Consider the following 19,911-nt stretch of genomic DNA (forward strand, 5'->3'; position numbering starts at 1 on the left):
GTTACGCTTGTAACTTCCGCATAAAAGCCTTAGCGCTTTTTTTATCGGTAATTTCTTCTTCTTTCAAACGTTCTAATAACGCAACAAAATAACTCCCATCAAACTGTAATTGATGTTTAATTGTCGCTTCTATTGCTGCGTTCACAATTCCATCAGATGCACCAGTATATCCTTGTCCAAACATAATAAACCCTTGTGCTTCCTCTGATAGTTTAAATCCTTTCGTATGTAAGAATGAAAGATAATCTTCTACTGTTTGCATGATATTCCCACCTACTCAAAAATTCTCCACTTCTTATCATACATGTTTTTACACGCTATGAGAATGAAATTTCTTTGACAACTTTGTAAATCTATCGTCTACTGCATAGACAATAGAGGATTTCCTTGCAATATGAATGAATATGTATAGTGGAACTTATTTCATATTAAAGGGGAGACACGATGAAACAGGCACTATTAATTATCGATGCGCAGCAAGAATTAATGGATGGGAATGAACAAGAAAAAGAAGTTTTTCGCAAAAAAGAGTTATTATCTACACTAAATACAGCCGTACAAAAAGCAATACATGCAAATTCCCTTATTGTTTTCGTAAGAGATATCGATGTTGCTTCTGGTAGCGGAGAAGGATTTGAAGTACATAATGAAATTCAAGTACCTCAGTCTGCAATCCTTATTAATAAAGCAGCAACAAACGCATTCTATGGCACTTCTCTACTTGAACTTTTAAAAGAAGAAAAAATTAATCATATCGTTATCGGTGGATGTAAAACAGAACATTGCATCGACACCGCAGTTAGAACAGCTACTGTACAAGGATTTGATGTTACATTAATTAAAAACGGTCATTCCACAACTGATTCTGACGTATTGACTGCAGAACAAATTATCTCTCACCATAATAAAATTCTCCATGGTCATTATAATGTGGATCATTTTTCTATGGTGAGAGATATCGAGGAAGACCTCTTCCAACCAACTCACGACCAATATCGTGATTAATAAAAAAGAATCCTTCATTTAGAAGGATTCTTTTTTATCCAAAAATTTGCGCTGCAATACTGTATAGTTCCCCATTTCTTTTCAAAAATTGATCACTATTTCTCATCATAATTGGCGGTGTATTAACCTTTTGAAAACCAGTAATCTCTAATTCTTTCATGAAACCTTTCTTTCCTTCTGATACATCAATTCTTAATTTACCATGATGCTCTCTTGCTAAATCATGCACAATTCTCATTGCCATCGCATCATTTTTCGCAACGACTGGACCTATTATTTTATTTTCTGGTGTTTGTATACTTAAACCGTAACCTAATACATTTTGGTTGTTGTCCTTTACAACGATGCACTGTTCACTTTGTATAATTCTTTTCGTTAAAAATGCTTTTCTATTTGTTCCAAACGCATTTTCATCTAATTTTATTATTTTTTCTAAATCACACTCTTCATAATTCATCATATAATCTTCATTTCCTACACAATAATCATTCACATTGTACGAGTTACATATGTATTTAGAAACATAGCTTACTGCCCTAAATCCTAGTTTTTCATATAACGGCTTTCCTTCATCCGTAGCAATAAGCATAATTGGAGTTTGAGCCGATACGCTCTTAATGCATGAATTCGTTATCGCCTTTCCAATCCCATTCCCCTCATATTTCGGATGTACAATGACCATTCCGATAGACGCTAATTTCTCCCCATATAATATAATTGCCGCGCTAGCAATAAGTTCCTTTCTCTTATTCCACACACCGTATATAATACCTGAATCAAAAATAGTCTCAATTTCTTCTTTATTATAATCCCACCCAATATAAGAAGATAATGCTACAATATCGCCTATTTGTTCTTCCCTAAGACGCTCCACCTTAATTTCCAATTCAAGCATACTTCATCCCCTTATCTAGACATTTAAATCATTATTATTAAATCAACTTGTACATGTTTCACTTTATTTGTCACACACATATCCTATTTTGACCAAGACTATATTATAAATGAGGTGACAACATGCCCATTACGAATCGATTTTCTACCACCACTAACGGCGCACTCGCAATTACAGGTAATACTTTAGGCTTAAGTAAAATTAGTAATCAAAACCGTGCTGGTACAATCGGGGCAATTGGTGCATTCGTAACTACGAATACTGCTTTACAAGTAACGAGTTTTCCTGCTGGTACAACATTAAACTATACACAAAATAGTTCTACCGCTCTTTTAAATATCCCTGCTGGTAGTACTATTCTTTACGCAGAACTTGTTTGGGGTGGCAACTACTTATCTCGTGATCAAAACATTACGAGTGTATTAGGAAACCCCGTTTCTTTTACAACACCTGTGTCAACATACTCAATTACCCCTTCAACCGTTACAGCTTCTAATCAAACATTCGTTTCTGGATCTGTCACATTTGGATTTTATACACGTTCCGCAGATGTAACATCCCTCGTTCAAGCTGGAGGATCTGGCTCTTATACAACCGGCTCTGTCCCTGGACTTGTTGATCCTTTGGATGCTTCTAACGGAGCTATCAATTCTTCTGGATGGACGCTCATTGTCGCTTATCAAAACGGTTCCTTACCCGCAAGAAATTTAACAATTTACGTAGCTGGTAACCGCGTTTCTGTAGAAACTGGTAGTGCAGATGTATCTGTCTCAGGGTTTTTAACACCTGCCGGAGGACCTGTAAGCGGGAGATTATTTATAAGTTCTACTGAAGGGGATGCTGATTTAACTGGGGATCAAGCATTATTTGGACCAAATTTCAGTTCATTAAATGCATTATCCGGGCCAAATAATGCTGTAAATAATTTCTTCGGTTCTCAAGTTAATAATGCTGCCGGTAATTTAGATACAACTGGGACATTTGGAACACGAAATCAAAGTGCTTCTACAAGCACAAACATCTCTGCTGGGAGACAGGGCTGGGACATTACTTCTATTGATATTTCTCCTTATTTAACAAATTCTCAAGTGTCCGCCGCAATCCGTTTAACAACTAACGGAGACGCGTATATGTTGAATACAGTCGGTTTACAAATCAACATAAATTCTCCTAATATACAAGCAACGAAAAGCGTGAATAAAAGCGTCGCTGCAATTGGAGACGTTCTCACTTATACAGTTACTATCCCTAACACTGGACTTCTTCCTGCCAATAACGTTATTTTTACAGACATTCTCCCTAACGGTACTTCCTTTATACCTGGGACTGTAACGATAGATAATGTCCCGCAAACAAACGCAAATCCGGCTGCTGGTATATCTCTTGGAACCATTAATAATAACGCTTCTCGTACAGTAACTTTTCAAGCTACTGTCGTTTCTCTTCCAAGCCAAAACCCTATCTCTAACACTGCTAATATTACATTTCAATATACACCGATCGCCGGAGGAACAACTTTTAATGGTCTTGCAACAAGCAACTCTGCAGGAACACAAATTAACCTCGCAGATATTAATGGCACAAAATCAGTTAACAAAATATTTACCGATATTGGCGAAACGTTAACTTACAGTATTGCCTTAGCTAATGTAGGAAATATCGCTGCAACTAACGTCATATATACGGATCCGTTTCCTAGCGGGACTACTTTCATTCCGGGAAGTGTAACTGTTAACGGAGTTATTCAAGCTGGAGCGAATCCCGCTAATGGTATATCCATTGGAACTATTGCTGCTAATTCTACGACTACTGTTTTATTTCAAGTATTCGTTCCTTCTATTCCCCAAACAAATCCAATATTAAATAGTGGCACAACAACATATCAATACATTCCTGTACCAAATCAGCCAGCAGTAAGCGGGACTGATACGACAAATATTGTCTCCACTCAAGTGAATAATGCTACTGTAACAATGACGAAAGCAGTAGATAAAAATTTTGCAGATATTGGTGATACATTAACTTACACCGTTTCCTTTACAGGTACAGGTAATACGAATGCGAATAACGTTATTTTTACAGATATCATTCCTACTGGAACAACTTTTGTTCTCAACAGTTTAACAATAGATGGAACGACACAAGTTGGAGCAAATCCTGCTAACGGTGTAAATGTAGGATCCATCCCAACTGGCACAACAAAAAATGTTTCGTTTCAAGTAGTAGTAAACACAATACCCGCGTCAAGTGTCGTTTCTAATGGATCAAGCGCTTCTTATCAATATACCGTCAATCCTAGCCAATCACCCGTTACAAAAAATATCTCTTCTAATCTTGTTTCCACTCAAATTAACAACGCGAATTTAACATTAACAAAATCAACAAACAAACAATTTGCTACAATTGGCGAAACGATAAGTTATACAATCCTCATTACAAACAGTGGAAATACAGCCGCAACTAACGTGCAACTAACAGATCCACTTCCAAATGGAACGATATTGACTCCTGGTACTGTAACACTAAATGGAGTTTTGCAAAATGTAAATTCTCTCGTCGCTTTACCTATCGGAACAATTCCTGGCGGAGCTACTTTTACTCTTTCTTTCCAAGTAACAATTATTAATATTACCGCCCAAAATCCTATCATTAATAATGCTTTCGCTTCTTATCTATATACTGTTAATCCAAGTCTGCCACCAACTTCAAAAACAGCAAATTCTAATTCTGTTACATCAACAATTAGACTAGCAAACCTTCAAGCTACGAAGTCTGTAGATAAAACATTTGCGGAAGTTGGAGATGTATTAACTTATACCTTTGCTCTTACAAACGATGGAAATGTTGCGGCGAACAATGTAGTACTATCCGATTCAATTGCGAATGGTACTGCCTTTGTACCAAACAGTGTTACAATTAACAATGTTGCTCAGCCAGGTGTTACACCAGCTAGCATCAATATTGGTAGCATCAATGCAAATACTACAATTACAGCTTCATTCCAAGTATTAATAACTAGCATCCCAAATCCAAATCCTATTTCAAATAGCGCTTCTATTTCCTATAACTTTATCGTGGATCCAAACGCTTCACCTGTAAGTAAGAACACTACTTCAACCACTACATTTACTCAAGTAAACGATGCAAATGTCATTTCAGCAAAAACAGTGGATCGGGCATTTGCTACTGTTGGGGATGTATTAACTTATACTATTCTTTTAACGAATGCAGGAAGTGTTACTGCTGATAGCCCTACTTTCGTTGATACGAATCCAGACGGTACTACCTTTATTCCAAACACTTTCCTTATTAATAGTGTACTCCAAAATAACGCTGATCCAAACGCCGGTGTTCCGTTACCTTCCATTCCTGCTAACGGTGAAATTACTGTTTCTTATCAAGTAACCGTCACTGCTTTACCTACACAAAATCCAACAACAAATTCATCTAGTACACAGTATAGCTTTATTCTAAATCCAGGCGATCCACCAACTATAGAAACCTCTTTAAGTAACACTGTAAGCACACAAATTAATTTAGCAAATGTAGTTATTGTCAAACAGGTAGATTTAACTATTGCTGATGTTGGGCAACCAATCACATATACAATTGCCTTAGCGAACCTTGGGAATACTCCAGCGAATAATGTAGTTGTTACCGACATACTCCCTCCTGGTACGACTCTTGTACCAAATAGTATTTTTATAGGCGGCGCTTTACAGCTAGGTGCTGATCCAAGTGTTGGTCTTCAAGTTGGAACAATTCCCACAGGTGGAATTACAACCATTGTTTTTCAAATTAGTGCAAATAGTTTACCTTCACCAAATCCAGTTCAAAATAGTGCTGCACTACAATATAGCTTTATCGCAGATCCAAATTTCCCTGCTGTTGTTAGAAATGCCACTAGCAATATCGTAACGACACAAATTAACACCGCAAATCTTGTTGCTACGAAACTAACAAGTACAAATTTCGCTGATGTTGGCGATGTCATAACTTATGCAACAATTTTAACGAATAACGGCAATATCCCTGCCACTAATGTAACGTTTACAGATATCATTCCAGATGGTACCATCTTTCTTCCTAATACTGTAACGATTAACGGTGTCCCTATAGCAAATGCAAATCCTGCTAACGGCATTTTGATCGGTACGATTGTGGCAAATTCATCACGTACCGTTTCATTCCAAGTTTTTGTACCAACTATTCCTGCTGTAAATCCAATTACGAATCAATCAGGCACTACATTCCAATACACGTACGATCCATCCAAACCAGCCATCATGCAGATGGTTGCTTCTAACACTGTACAAACAGCTATTAATAACGCTACGATTACCTCTGCAAAATCTGCTGATAAACAGTTTGCGAACGTAAATGATATTATTACGTATACGACTACTTTAACAAATAATGGGAACACACTTGCATCAAGTATAGTATTTACAGATACCATTCCAAGCGGGACATCTTTTATTCCAAATAGCGTAACAGTAAATGGTACTACGCTCTCTAATGCAAATCCAGCAAATGGCATAGCAATTGATCCGATAAATCCTAATGCAAATACGACCATCTCGTTCCAAGTGCAAGTAAATTCCATTCCGAATCCGAACCCTATCCCGAACCAAAGTAACACAACGTACCAATATTTCGTAAATCCTAACTTACCTCCAACATCCTCCAATGCGTTAAGTAACGTAATAACAACTCAAATTAATAACGCTACAATCATCGCTACGAAATCAGTGAACACACCGACTGCTGCAATTGGAGATATCGTTACCTATACGATTGCAGTTACGAACACAGGAAATATTCCCGCTAGTGCAACTGTTTTAACGGATGGACTTGGCGCAGGGGCTTCATTTATCGAGAATTCTGTAACTATTAATAATGTTCCACAGCCAGGATTAGATCCATCACTTGGTATTCACTTAGCAGATATTCCTCCAGGTGATACTATATTCATTACTTTTCAAGCACAAATTTTAGCGATACCACCTAGTGGCACATTAACAAATAATGCTCTTGTAAATTATGAATATAACGTGAATCCAAACCAATCACCTGCTGTTGGTAGTACAATTACGAATACGACGGTTACTCCAATTATTGATGCTACTCTATCTATAAATAAAACTGTCAATTCAACATTCGCTACTATTGGAGATACACTCACTTTCACTTCTACCATTATTAATTCCGGGAACACTACCGCAAACAATGTTATTTTTACAGATTTAATTCCAGATGGTACGACGTTTATCCCAAATAGTTTTACAGTAAATGGAATAACTATTCCTAATACAAATCCACAAAACGGTATCAATATCGGGAACATAAATTCAAATGCATCAGTTATACTCAGCTTTCAAGTAAACATTAAAACAATCCCAAATCCTAATCCAATTCCTAACAAATCATCGCTTCAATATAGCTTTATTGTTGATATAAATGAACCGCCTGTTTCACGGACCGTTCAATCCAATAAAACTTTTACACAAGTAAATACAGCCTCCGTAATCGCAACAAAAACTGCAAGCAGTGCATTTGCTGCTGTCGGAGATACAATTACGTATACAACTACTCTCACTAATAGCGGAAATACTACCGCAAACACACCTGTTTTTATCGATATATTACCACCTGAACTTTCATTCGTTCCTGATAGCTTACAAATTAATACCATCCCACAACTTGGATTTAGACCAGATAGCGGGATTTCTTTAGACCCCATTCCAGTTGGAGGAACAACAACAATTAGCTTCCAAGCTATCGTTGGCTCAATACCAGCTACAAATCCTACGTTGAATCAATCCAGTACGACATATTCTATCATTGTGGATCCTACCCAGCCGCCAGTGACAGAAACAGCTACAAGTAATCCAACTTTAGTGCAAATTAACGAAGCAATTATTCAAGCAACAAAAAGTGTCGATCGTATATTTTCTGACATCGCACCCGGAAATTCATTTTTAACTTATACAGTTTTATTGGATAATATAGGAAACACAACTGCTACTAATATCACTTTTACAGATCCGATTCCAAATAATACAGTATTTATAGAAGATAGCGTTCGAGTAGGTGGGGTTTTATTACCTGGAGTAAATCCGGCGAACGGGATACCAATTGGGGATATTATTGCAGGAGATTTTATAAATGTCACCTTTCGTGTGCAAGTAGTTAGCATCCCAAATCCTATTTTTCCAATCGGACCTGGGGGACCAAACTCACCCGTTGTAAACGGAGCTTCTATTAATTATCAATTTATGACAGGGCCTAATTTACCACTCGTTTCACGAAGTACAACATCTAATCCGGTTTCAACACAAATAAATTCCGGAGAAATTTTGGCAATTAAATCTGTAGATAAAACTTTTGCAAAGATCGGGGATACACTTTCCTATACAATTTCATTAAGCAACCCTGGAAATGTCACTTCACAAAATATACTTTTCACGGATATTTTGCCTGATGGAACGACATTTATATCTGGTACTCTTGTAAATGATTCTGGTGCTCAGCAAATTGGAAATCCCGGGAACGGGATTCAGATTGGAAATATAAATCCCGGTAGCACGGCTACTATTACGATAAACGTACTTGTAACAAACATTCCAAGTATAAATCCCATCTCTAATTCTAGTTCTATACAATTTCAGCACATTGTCGATCCAAGTCAACCAGCTATAACACAAACCACTTCATCTAATACCGCTACTACAACAATAAATAGTGCAATATTAACTACAACAAAAAGTGCTGATAAATCTATAGTGTCTGTCGGAGATACAATTACGTATACAACTACGATTACAAATACCGGTAATACACCAGCAACGAATATAACATTCACAAGCGCTATTCCAGCTAACACTACATTTATACCAAATTCGGTCACAATCAATGGTCTTCAGCAAATTGGTGCACAGCCAGCACTTGGGGTAATTATACCAAATATCGCTCCTGGTGAAACAGTAACTGTTACTTTCCAAGTAAATGTTATTTCAGTGCCACCTTCAAGTTCGATTATGGGTAATGATACGATTTTATACTCTTATACTGTTGATCCAAGCGCAGCTCCTGCTACTACTTCTACTTCAACGAATATCGTTACAAACCCTGTACTAGATGCTATGATAACAATGGTAAAATCGGTCGATCAAACACTTGTAACGCTAGGTGATACCATTACCTATACGACAATTTTAACGAATAGTGGTAATACAAACGCAACTAATATTACGTTCACTGACCTTATACCAGATGGTACAACGTTTATTATTGATAGCGTTACAATAGATGGTATCACGCAAATTGGTCTTAATCCTAATACAGGTATAACGATTGGTGCAATCGCTCCTAACAACTCAATAGCAATAGCATTTCAAGTTACAGCTACTTCTACTCCAGTTCAAAATCCTATTGCCAATTCCGCTAGTGCTTCTTATACATTTATCGCTGATCCTAATGCCCCTATTGTTTCAAGGAATGTTACTTCAAACACAGTGTTCACTACAATTAACACAGCTACCATTCTTTCATTAAAACAAGTCGATAAACCCTTTAGTCGTATTGGAGACACACTCACCTATACCGTCACTCTATCAAACAACGGAAATTCCACCGCACAAAATGTTATATTCACTGATACAATGCCAAGCGGAACTACATTTATTACAAACTCTTTTTCTATTAATGGTATTCCCCAAAGCGGTGCGGACCCATCGAACGGTGTAAATATTGGGACTATAACAGCTGGGACTACAGTAACAGTTTCGTTCCAAGTTACTGTAACGTCATTACCAACCGAAAACCCAGTTGTAAATTTCTCATCAACATCGTATCAATTAGTCTCACCGCCTGATGCAGAAACTTCAATTAGCAATCCTGTTTCAACTCAAATTAACGAAGCTATATTATCCATGACGAAAAACGAAAGTGTATCCTTTATAGACGTCGGGCAAACCGCTTTTTACACTACTTCTATTTCGAATATAGGAAATACAGATGCAGCCAACATTGTATTCACAGATGTATTACCGAGCGGACTCACATTTGTTCCTAACACATTAACTGTTGATGGTGTTTTACAACCTGACGCGAATCCAAATACCGGTGTATTACTTGCAACACTTCCACCAAATGAAATATATAGTATCGTATTTCAAGTTACAGTTAACAGCATCCCACCTATTAATCCTGCACCAAATACATCATCAACGACGTATGAGTTTACTGTTGATCCTGTTAATCCTCCCGTTTCAAGTACAGCTAATTCTAACACGACGCTTCTTCAAATAAACAATGCAACTATTATTAGTACAAAAACAGCAAATCTTACTTTTGCGGATGTTGGTAATACAATAACATTTACACTTACCCTTCCTAATTCCGGGAATGTGGCTGCAACTGATGTTACCGTTATCGATATACTTGATAGCAATTTAAGTTTCGTTCCAAACAGTTTCACAGTTAATGGGCAAACCATTCCAAACGCTGATTTATCTACTGGTGTAAATATCGGTTCCATTAATGGTGGAAACACATCAATCGTCACATTCCAAGCCATCGTTTCAACCCTCCCAATCAACAATCCTATTTCTAATTCGGCTCTTACCACTTACCGTTATATTGTTGATCCAGATCAGCCGTTCATTTCAACTTCTAATCAATCTAATACAACGACAACACAAGTTAATAGCGCTATCCTTACTGCACAAAAAAATTCAAATGTGGAAGCAGTAGATATTGGGCAAGATATTGTCTACTCAGTTACGATTACAAATAGCGGAAATGTTAGTGCGACGAATGTTATTTTTACCGACCTAATTCCAGACGGAACTTCCTTTGAACCGAATAGTTTTACACTTAACGGAACTACCATCCCAAATGCAGACCTAATTACAGGCGTTCCAATTGGTGATATTGGGCCAAACGAATCTGTCATTGTAACATTTCATATTAGTGCCGATGAAATTCCGCCTATAAATCCAATTACCAATCAAGCTAGTGTTAGTTTCCAACACATTGTCAATCCAGCTAATCCTCCTGTTTCAAAAAACATTACTTCAAATAGTGTTACAACAACAATTGAAAGTGCTATTTTAACTACTACTAAAATCGGAGATAAAGCTTTTGCAACGATTGGTGATACAATTACGTATACAACTACGATTACGAATACAGGAAATATTCCTGCTAATAACGTTATTTTCTCAGACCCGATTCCATCGTGGACACAATTTGTTGCAGGATCAGTTATTGTTGATGGCACACCATTAGCATCTGCTTCTATCATTGACGGTATTGGCATAAATACAATCATTCCAAATCAAACTGTAACAATCATGTTCCAAGTTCAAATCACAAGCAACCCAACAACGTTCACACCTGAACTCCAAAACTTAGGATTTGTGAACTTCCAATATAACGTAGGAAATGCATTACAGGCCCAGCCTGGCAATGTGGAAACGAACGTCTTCGTTACTTCTATTAATTCAGCGATACTTTCAGCTGTAAAAACTGCTAATACAGCCTTTGCAAATATCGGAGACACGATCACTTATACGGTCCTTATTCAAAACAGCGGCAATACAAACGCTACGAATCTAAATTTCTCAGATCTTATTCCAGCTGGAACGACCTTTGTTGAAAATAGTTTTTCTGTAAATGGAAGTATCATTCCAGGGGCAAATCCAAATAACGGGGTTAATATCGGAACCGTGAATGCTGGTAGTTCCTCAGCCGTTACGTTCCAAGTCATAGTTACATCTACTCCACCTTCGAACCCAATTACAAACGTTGCAGCTATTCAATACGAATTTATAGTTGATCCGGCCTCTCCTCCTGTTACAGGCACAATAACTTCTAATAGTGCTTCCACACAAATTAATAACGCGACTGTTACAACTGTTTTAGAAGCAAATCGTACAATTGTATCTACCTTAGATATAATTACGTATACAGCAACATTAACGAATACTGGAAACTTCCCTGCAAATTCTGTATTACTCATTAATGGAGTTCCTGAAGGGGCATTATTTGTTCCAAATAGTGTCACGCTTAACGGGATTTCACTTCCAGATGCAAGTCCAACTCTCGGTATTCCAGTTGGTATTATCGCACCAGGTGATTCTGCTACTATTACGTTCCAATTTCTTGCAAGTTCTATTCCACCGCAAGGAGCGATTATAAATCAAGCACTTACAAGTTACACTTATATTGTCGACCCAAGTCAACCTCCAGTTACAGCAACATCTTCATCTAATACGGTAAATACAGCTGTCGTTGATGCATCGCTATCTGTAATTAAAAATACAGATTCTCTCGTACAATCTACTGACGGTACAATCACTTACACGGTAGTCGTTCAAAATAACGGAAATACAACTGCAAATACAGTTACTTTAACAGATTTGGTCCCAGAAGGAACTGCATTTATTCCGAATAGCGTAACCATAAATGGCGTTTCAGCCCCAGGTGCTGATCCAAACGTAGGAATCTCCTTAAACGCCATTGCACCTTCAGAAATCGTCACCGTCACATTCCAAGTTATCGTTCAATCCATTCCAAGCGTGAATCCAATTTCTAATATAGCCCGTATTGACTATACTTTTATCGCCGATCCAGCTGCTCCTATCATCTCTCGAACAATTACGTCTAATCCAGCTTTCACACAAATTTCGGATGCGAATGTTCTTTCTTTAAAAGCTGTCAATGCACAACAAGCAACAACCGGTGACATTTTGACCTATACGATAACGCTAGAAAATACCGGAAATATTCCAGCTACTAATCTCATATTTTCAGATACGCTTCCAGAAGGGACTACATTCGTAGAAAATAGTTTTACACTTAACGGAACAGCTATACTTGGTGCAAATCCAAATGCAGGTGTTACTTTGCCTAACCTAGTAGCAAACGCTACTCACCTTATTTCGTTCCAAATTCTTATTAACGATTCATTCTCGCAACAATCGATTACAAATCAATCTAATACAACATATACAATTCAACCAGACCCAGGGCAACCGCCTATTACTGAAACATCTACAAGTAATATTGTCATTACAAATTTCGTGCAAGCACAATTGACAGTTACAAAAACGTCCAATCCAATCACTGTAGATATTGGCGGAACTATACTTTATATTTCTGAAGTGAAAAATACCGGAAATGTTGACGCAATAAATATTACTTTTACAGATGCTATTCCAGCTGGGACTACATTCGTTCCAGACAGTGTCACAATTAACGGTGTACTTCAGCCTGATGCAAATCCTGAAAACGGAATACCAATTGGAACGATTCCACCAAATAGTTCCAAAACGATACTATTTCAAGTACAAACAAATAATCCACCTACTGAAACCGAAATTGTAAATCAATCATCTGTAAATTACCAATATGTAAGTATTCCTACAGCTCCACCAGTGAATCGCTCTGCAAATTCTAATATTGTTACAACATCACTTCAAAATGCAAATATTATTTCTGTTAAACAGGCGGATGTTACTTTCGTATCCATCGGGCAAAATATTACCTACACAAATACACTACAAAATATAGGAACTGTTCCAGCTAACAATACGTTGTTCATTGACAACATTCCAGAAGGTACTATATTCATTGAAGATAGCTTATCAATAAATAATGTGATTCAGCCTGGTGTGAACCCTGAAAATGGAGTAACCCTCGGCACGATACAACTAAATGAAACAGTCACTATTTCATTCCAAGTACAACTTACAAATATACCAGAGGGCAACACAGTCATTAACATTTCAGACACTTCGTATGAATACCAAATTGACCCTAGTTCTCCGATTATTCAGCGTAGATCATTATCAAATGCAGTAAATACTGAAGTGCGGACGGCAAATGTGAGTGCAATTAAATCCGCTAACAGATCTATTACACGCATAGGTCAAATCATCACATATACAGTCGCAGTTACAAACGCTGGTACAGTACCTATTACAAATACTCTCCTAATTGACGCAATTGCTGCTGGCACCACATTCGTTCCAAATAGCATTCTTGTAGATGGCATACCGAGACCTAACGAAAATCCAATTACCGGAATCACCCTTGATATTATCCTTCCAAACAATACAATTATCGTTACATTCCAAGTAAATGTAGTCTCTGCACCTTCTCAAAATAACATTAATAATATCGCCGTCATCCACTATGAGTATCAGCCAGACCCAAGCTTGCCACCAATTTCAGAAACGACATCTTCCAATACTACAAATATACAATTTATTGATGTGATTCTTATCGCTACAAAATCCGCAAATACAGTATTAGCTAATATTGATGAAACCATTGAATATACAGTACTCATTCAAAATAACGGATCTACTACAACTAACTCCACCTTTTTTACAGATACTATAGAGGATGGAACAGTATTTATTCCGGGAAGTGTAACAGTTAACAACACTGCACTTCCTGCAGCAGATCCAAATATCGGCTTTTCCATCCCTAATATTACGTCAGATCAAGTGACTACAATAACGTTCCAAGTTTCCGTTACGAATTTACCTGCTGTAAACCCAACACCTAATACTGCAAACATCGTCTACGATTTTATTTTCAACCCTGACTTTGCACCTATTCAAAAATCGACTACTTCCAATACTACTTTCGTCCAAATTAATGACGCTGATATCGTTTCACTGAAAACTGTTGATTTGAATTCTGTTACGATTGGTGACATTTTAACTTATACTACAACTTTAACGAATATAGGAAATGCAGATGCTACTGCTGTTGTATTTACAGACAATATTCCTGTTGGAACAACCTTTATAGATGGTAGCGTTTTAGTAAATAATATTCCTCAGCTTAACGCGAATCCAAGTACTGGTATACTTGTAGGAACGATTGCTCCTAATGATTCTATCCCTGTCACGTTTTCCGTTACTGTGGTATCTCTTCCAGCAAGCAGTCGTATCCAAAACCAATCAACTTCTCGTTATACAATTAGTGGCGAAGAACAAATATCGACTAGTAATATTACCTTCACTGAAGTTATTTCTGCTAATGTGCTCGCTATAAAAACAACACCTATTCAATATGCTGACCTACAAACGATTATCCCTTACACCATTTCCATCACAAACAATGGGAATATACAAGTAGAAAACATTATCGTTACAGATATTATCCCAGCAAATACGAGCTTTATAGAGAATAGTGTTATTGTGAATGGCACCGCTCGTCCAAATGACAATCCACTTAACGGGATACAACTTGATAACATTCCACCTAATACGACAGCAACCATTCTATTCCAAGTACGGGTTACTTCAATTCCGCAAACAAATCCAATCTCTAACACGAGTACAATTGAATACCAATACACCATACCAAACCAGCCGCCTATTACCGAAACTATTCTTTCATCAGCTGCCGTAACAGCAATTAATCATGCAAATTTAAATAGTAATAAAGCTGTTGACCTTGCATTTGCAACAGTCGGTGACACGTTAACTTATACAATTACACTCAATCAAACTGGTAATGTTGCAGCAAATGATGTAGTCATTCAAGATATGATTCCTCAAGGTACTACGTTTATAGAAAATAGCGTCATGGTAAACGGAGAAACTCTTCCGGGAGTTAATCCAGTAAGTGGTATACCAATTGGTACTATAATTGTAGGCGGAAATGCTATCGCTTCATTCCAAGTTTCTGTGACTTCTATCCCAACACCAAATGAACTCAACAACAACGCAATTACTACCTTTAACTATATAGTCAACCCAAATAACATACCTGTTACGAATACAACTACAACAAATACCGTCACAACGATTGTCCAAAATGATAATGTCTTTGCTATTAAGTCTGTTGATGTAACGAATGTCTTACCTGGTCAAACTTTAACGTATACAATTACGATTACAAATAGCGGTAATGTTACGATTGAAGACCTTCTTGCAATAGACACCGCACCAGTAGATACAACCTTCGTTACGGGCAGCGTTACGATTAACGGAATCAATCAGCCTAATGCAAATCCTGAAAATGGTATTACATTAGGAAACCTTTCTCCTAATGAATCTACTATCATTACTTTCCAAGTAACAATATCTCCTTCCACTCTTCAATCTACAATCAATAACAATGCTTCTGTTTCCTATACTGTTACCATTGATCCGAATGAACCGCCTATTACAATTACAAAGCAAACAAATACCGTTACAACAACTATAATAGACCCAATGGTTCGAATTAACAAAACAGCCGACACATCTATCGCCGTTATAGGAGATGTTATTACATTCACATTAGAGGTATTGAACCATTCCCCGATTCCTACGATAAGTACTTCTATTTTAGATACCATTCCAACTGGTACAACATTTATAGAAAACAGCGTAACCATTAACGGTACTTCGGTACCAAATGTTCGTCCAGACACTGGTATTAATATCGGCGCCCTACCAGCAGATGGAGTAGCAACGATAACATTTAAAGTCCTCGTCACTTCTATTCCTTCAAACAGTACAATTATTAATTCCGCAACAGTTACAGCCGCATTCCAGTTGACACCACAAGACCCAATTATTACTTTCATTGTTAATTCAAATATCGTTCGTATACCAGTTCAATTTATAACTGCGACAGTAGTAAAAAACACTTCCGTCAGCTCGGCTTATTTAAAACAATATTTTGATTATACGGTACGTATTACGAATACTTCTGATATTTCACTTTCAAATGTTTCTTTGCAAGATACCATTCCAGCAGGTTTACAATTTATGAACGGCACTGTCTTTATTAACGGCGAACGCTCTCCAATAGCGAATCCGAATATCGGTTTCCTAGTCGCTAATAATTTGGAACCAGACGAAACAATTATCGTGTTATTCACAGTACAAGTGATAAGTCCACCTGTTACTAATGAATTTAAAAATACGGCCAATATTTCATTACAACTTCAAGTTTCACCTACCGACCCACCAATTACAGTAACCGTTACAAGCAACGAAAATATCGTCACCTTTATTTCAGAAAATCCAAATGAAACACTTCCAAATTTAAACTGCTTCTTTGACGGGGAACGTTTTATACGCATTACTCCTCGAAATATACGAAATTACTTTTGGACTTGGATTTGGTGGAAATAATAAAAAAGAAAAAGCTTGTAGTTTGGATAGTATCCAAACTACAAGCTTTTTTCATAGGCCAAATTATCTTACTCAATTACTAGCAACTCTGTATGCTACATGTCGTTTCTCAATTCTTTCTTCAATTTCTTTCATATTTTCTTTATTATTTAATAGTGATTGTTTATTTTCAATTAATAATTGTTTAAAAGATTTTCTCACTTTTTTTCTCATTTTCATTTTCCTCCTTGGGGGATGGTTTATATAAAAGATAAGGAATTATCTGTGTGTCCTTATAATAATTGATTGTTGTGAATTCCATTTGAACTTCATATGAAAATTTCATTTATTTTCTGACAACTTTGTGAACATACAAAAATGTGATCATCCTAAAACCATTTTGAAATTGCTTCATTTCATTATAAAAGTTGCTATTGTCATCAACTTCTATCAATATATTTTGTCGAAACATTTATATATTTAAAATTGAGTTCGATATAATTTTATTTACTACGATACTGTTCGTAAAAACAAAAAGAGGGGTGTTATATAAGTCAAACTTTGACTTATATAACACCCCTCTTTCAAAACTATTTATAGCATATTGATTAATATTTCAGGTCTTCCCCAATTCATTTCTTCACAAACGAATCTAAGTTTTTCTTCATCCATTGTGTGTAATCCTTCTTCTAGTAAACATGAAATTGGAACTTCACAATGAATTTGTGCCAATTGTAATGAAATATTTAAGTTCTCTAAATCACTTTCAATCTTTGTGCGCTGCGCTTTCGTTAATGATGCTACATTTTCTAGTACAGTTGCTACTGTTCCGTGCTCTTGAATCAATTTATACGCTGTTTTTTCCCCGATACCTTTTACACCTGGGTAATTATCGCTCGTATCTCCCATGAATGCTTTCGCATGCACGATTTGCCACGGCTCTACGCCTTTTTCTTCCATGATTTTCTCTGGTGTGTAATATTCGTAATTTCCGATTCCTTTGCGCAAGAGCATTACTGTAACGTTCTTATCAACAAGCTGAAGTAAATCCGTATCACCTGTTAAAATATACACTTCCGCTTCATTACAGTATTGTTTTGCAAGCGTGCCGATACAATCATCCGCTTCATACCCTTTCATACCGATAACTGGAATAGACAATTTCGCAGTCATTTCTTGAACTAAATCAAATTGCGGAATTAATTCTTCAGGGGGCGCTACACGATTCGCTTTATAATTCGAGAACGATTCTGTTCTAAATGTCGTACTACCCATATCCCAGCATGTTACGATATGTGTCGGTTCAACTGCTTGCATAGCTGTTAATAAATGTTTCATATAACCATGAATCCCATTTGTAGGGGTACCATCTTGTCGTTTCATAAATTGTCCGTAGACACTTGTTGCGTAAAAAGCACGAAATAATAGTGCCATACCATCAACTAATAATACTTTTTTCATAATCCCTCTCCTACCAAAAAAATAATAACCCCACGTCATCACGTAAGGTTATATAAATAGATTACCATTCTACGTTTTTTCAACTTTGTCTATTATACATTGTTTTTGTATATTTAGCATCATTTACACATTAAGACGTTCTACTACAACAAGTATGAAGAATTCCTGTATACGTATTTTTCCCAGTCGAAACAACTACAGCCTTTGCATTTCCGCCAACAATATGAGTCCCTTTGAAACATACGTTTTCAAGTTCAAGTGGATTATAGTCTTTCATTCGTTTTAAAGGAATGAATCGTTTACGCTCAAGGTGATAGCAACTTTCAAATTTCTCAATCCTTGCATCTTTTCCTGTTAGCACGGATTCATTTACTAATAAATCATTCGCGTAAATGATACGTACATCTGCTGGTACTGTATCACCTTCTGAAAGAAAAATCATATCCCCAGGAACAAGCTCTTGTACTGGCACATTCATCATTTTTAATTTACCGTTTAAACCTGTTACACTAGAACATTCTACTCGAGACACAGTAATTTTCTCACATTGTAATCCATCACGCACATGTTGTTTTGAAAAACCTGGAATCATTCCACTTAGCTTCATCATTACTTCCGCAATACGCGCTCTTTTTGAAATTAATTCGTTTCGGCCGTATACTTGAATGCGTTTTTGTGCCTCTTTCATAGATAATCCGTCTCTTGTTGTTTTAAAATACGCAAATACAGATTTTACATCTCTCGTTGCGATTTCAATTAATAAATCTTTATTTTTTTGAAGCATTGTTTGTTCTTTCATTGATTTTTTACTTAATTTATATGACGTGTTACCCACAGTTTTGTTTGCATATAACATATTATCGTCTCCTCCTGTACAACATAGGAAGAAACGCTTTGTTTCTCAATTTATCCACTTTTACCGTAACAGTGTTTAGCGCTTAAACATGCATATAAACGCTACATTATGATAAATATAGAGGGAGGAACAAGTCGTTTCCTGCCTACATCATATATTTTTGATTTGAAGTATATGGGTAACGGAACCGAGTCAGAATTTGACATGCTCCTCACCTCCTCGTTTAATTTTATAGTTTATACTATGAAGTTACTCATAGATTTGTAACAAAAAGACCCTTACTCCGAAAAGAGTAAAGGTCATGGCATACACAAATAAACGATTCCTAAACAATTAGAAATCTACGGACCTCTCCCTCGCCGAGTTTTAGCACTGTATAGCATAGGTACATTACCAGCTACGTTAAGAAAAACCTTAATTCGATCATTCCTGTTGACCCATTGGCGTCTCTCGACATTTTTGGGCAGTAGCATTTCTCTATACAGGAGCCTCACCTAACAGAGACTTATTTTTATTACATAGAAAATGTTACTCTTATTTAAAATAGATGTCAACAGTAG

7 protein-coding genes and 1 riboswitch are annotated in these 19,911 nt (G+C 36.7%); of the genes, 2 read left to right on the forward strand and 5 right to left on the reverse strand.

The window, feature by feature from the left end; translation table 11 throughout:
- Nucleotide 1 precedes the first annotated feature (1 nt).
- Nucleotides 2-262, reverse strand: coding sequence for a DUF6123 family protein (locus tag ACLBWW_RS07105; RefSeq protein WP_001195212.1), 261 nt, complete (start codon nt 260-262; stop codon nt 2-4).
- A 182-nt stretch (nt 263-444) separates the two neighbouring features.
- Between ACLBWW_RS07105 and ACLBWW_RS07110 the strand changes: the two genes are divergently transcribed.
- Entirely contained in the window at nt 445-1,005 is a 561-nt protein-coding gene (locus ACLBWW_RS07110; protein ID WP_098078617.1) for a cysteine hydrolase family protein, read from the forward strand.
- A 34-nt stretch (nt 1,006-1,039) separates the two neighbouring features.
- Here ACLBWW_RS07110 and ACLBWW_RS07115 read toward each other — a convergent pair whose 3' ends face one another.
- Nucleotides 1,040-1,900: a GNAT family N-acetyltransferase gene (locus ACLBWW_RS07115; RefSeq protein WP_048543458.1), complete on the reverse strand. Its 861-nt coding sequence runs from the start codon at nt 1,898-1,900 to the stop codon at nt 1,040-1,042.
- A gap of 122 nt (nt 1,901-2,022) precedes the next feature.
- Between ACLBWW_RS07115 and ACLBWW_RS07120 the strand changes: the two genes are divergently transcribed.
- Nucleotides 2,023-17,055 carry a DUF7507 domain-containing protein gene (locus ACLBWW_RS07120; RefSeq protein WP_447613966.1) on the forward strand — a complete coding sequence of 5,011 codons (15,033 nt, stop codon included), beginning with the start codon at nt 2,023-2,025 and terminating at the stop codon, nt 17,053-17,055.
- 72 nt (nt 17,056-17,127) lie between these two features.
- Here the strand turns inward: ACLBWW_RS07120 and ACLBWW_RS07125 are convergent, their stop codons facing one another.
- The 3 genes from ACLBWW_RS07125 to ACLBWW_RS07135 all read right to left on the reverse strand — a co-directional run bounded on the left by ACLBWW_RS07125 (nt 17,128) and on the right by ACLBWW_RS07135 (nt 19,351).
- Complete coding sequence (locus ACLBWW_RS07125; RefSeq protein ID WP_001228045.1) at nt 17,128-17,268, reverse strand: FbpB family small basic protein; 141 nt, start codon at nt 17,266-17,268, stop codon at nt 17,128-17,130.
- Nucleotides 17,269-17,628: 360 nt separating this feature from the next.
- On the reverse strand, nt 17,629-18,495 hold the full coding sequence (locus ACLBWW_RS07130; protein ID WP_107134503.1) for a 5'-3' exonuclease: 867 nt from the start codon (nt 18,493-18,495) through the stop codon (nt 17,629-17,631).
- Nucleotides 18,496-18,625: 130 nt separating this feature from the next.
- Nucleotides 18,626-19,351, reverse strand: coding sequence for a P-type ATPase (locus ACLBWW_RS07135; protein WP_447613967.1), 726 nt, complete (start codon nt 19,349-19,351; stop codon nt 18,626-18,628).
- Between the two features lie 343 nt (nt 19,352-19,694).
- A riboswitch (M-box (ykoK) riboswitch) is annotated at nt 19,695-19,860 on the reverse strand.
- Nucleotides 19,861-19,911: the final 51 nt, after the last annotated feature.

The organism is Bacillus sp. M5A3_1b (assembly GCF_053345335.1).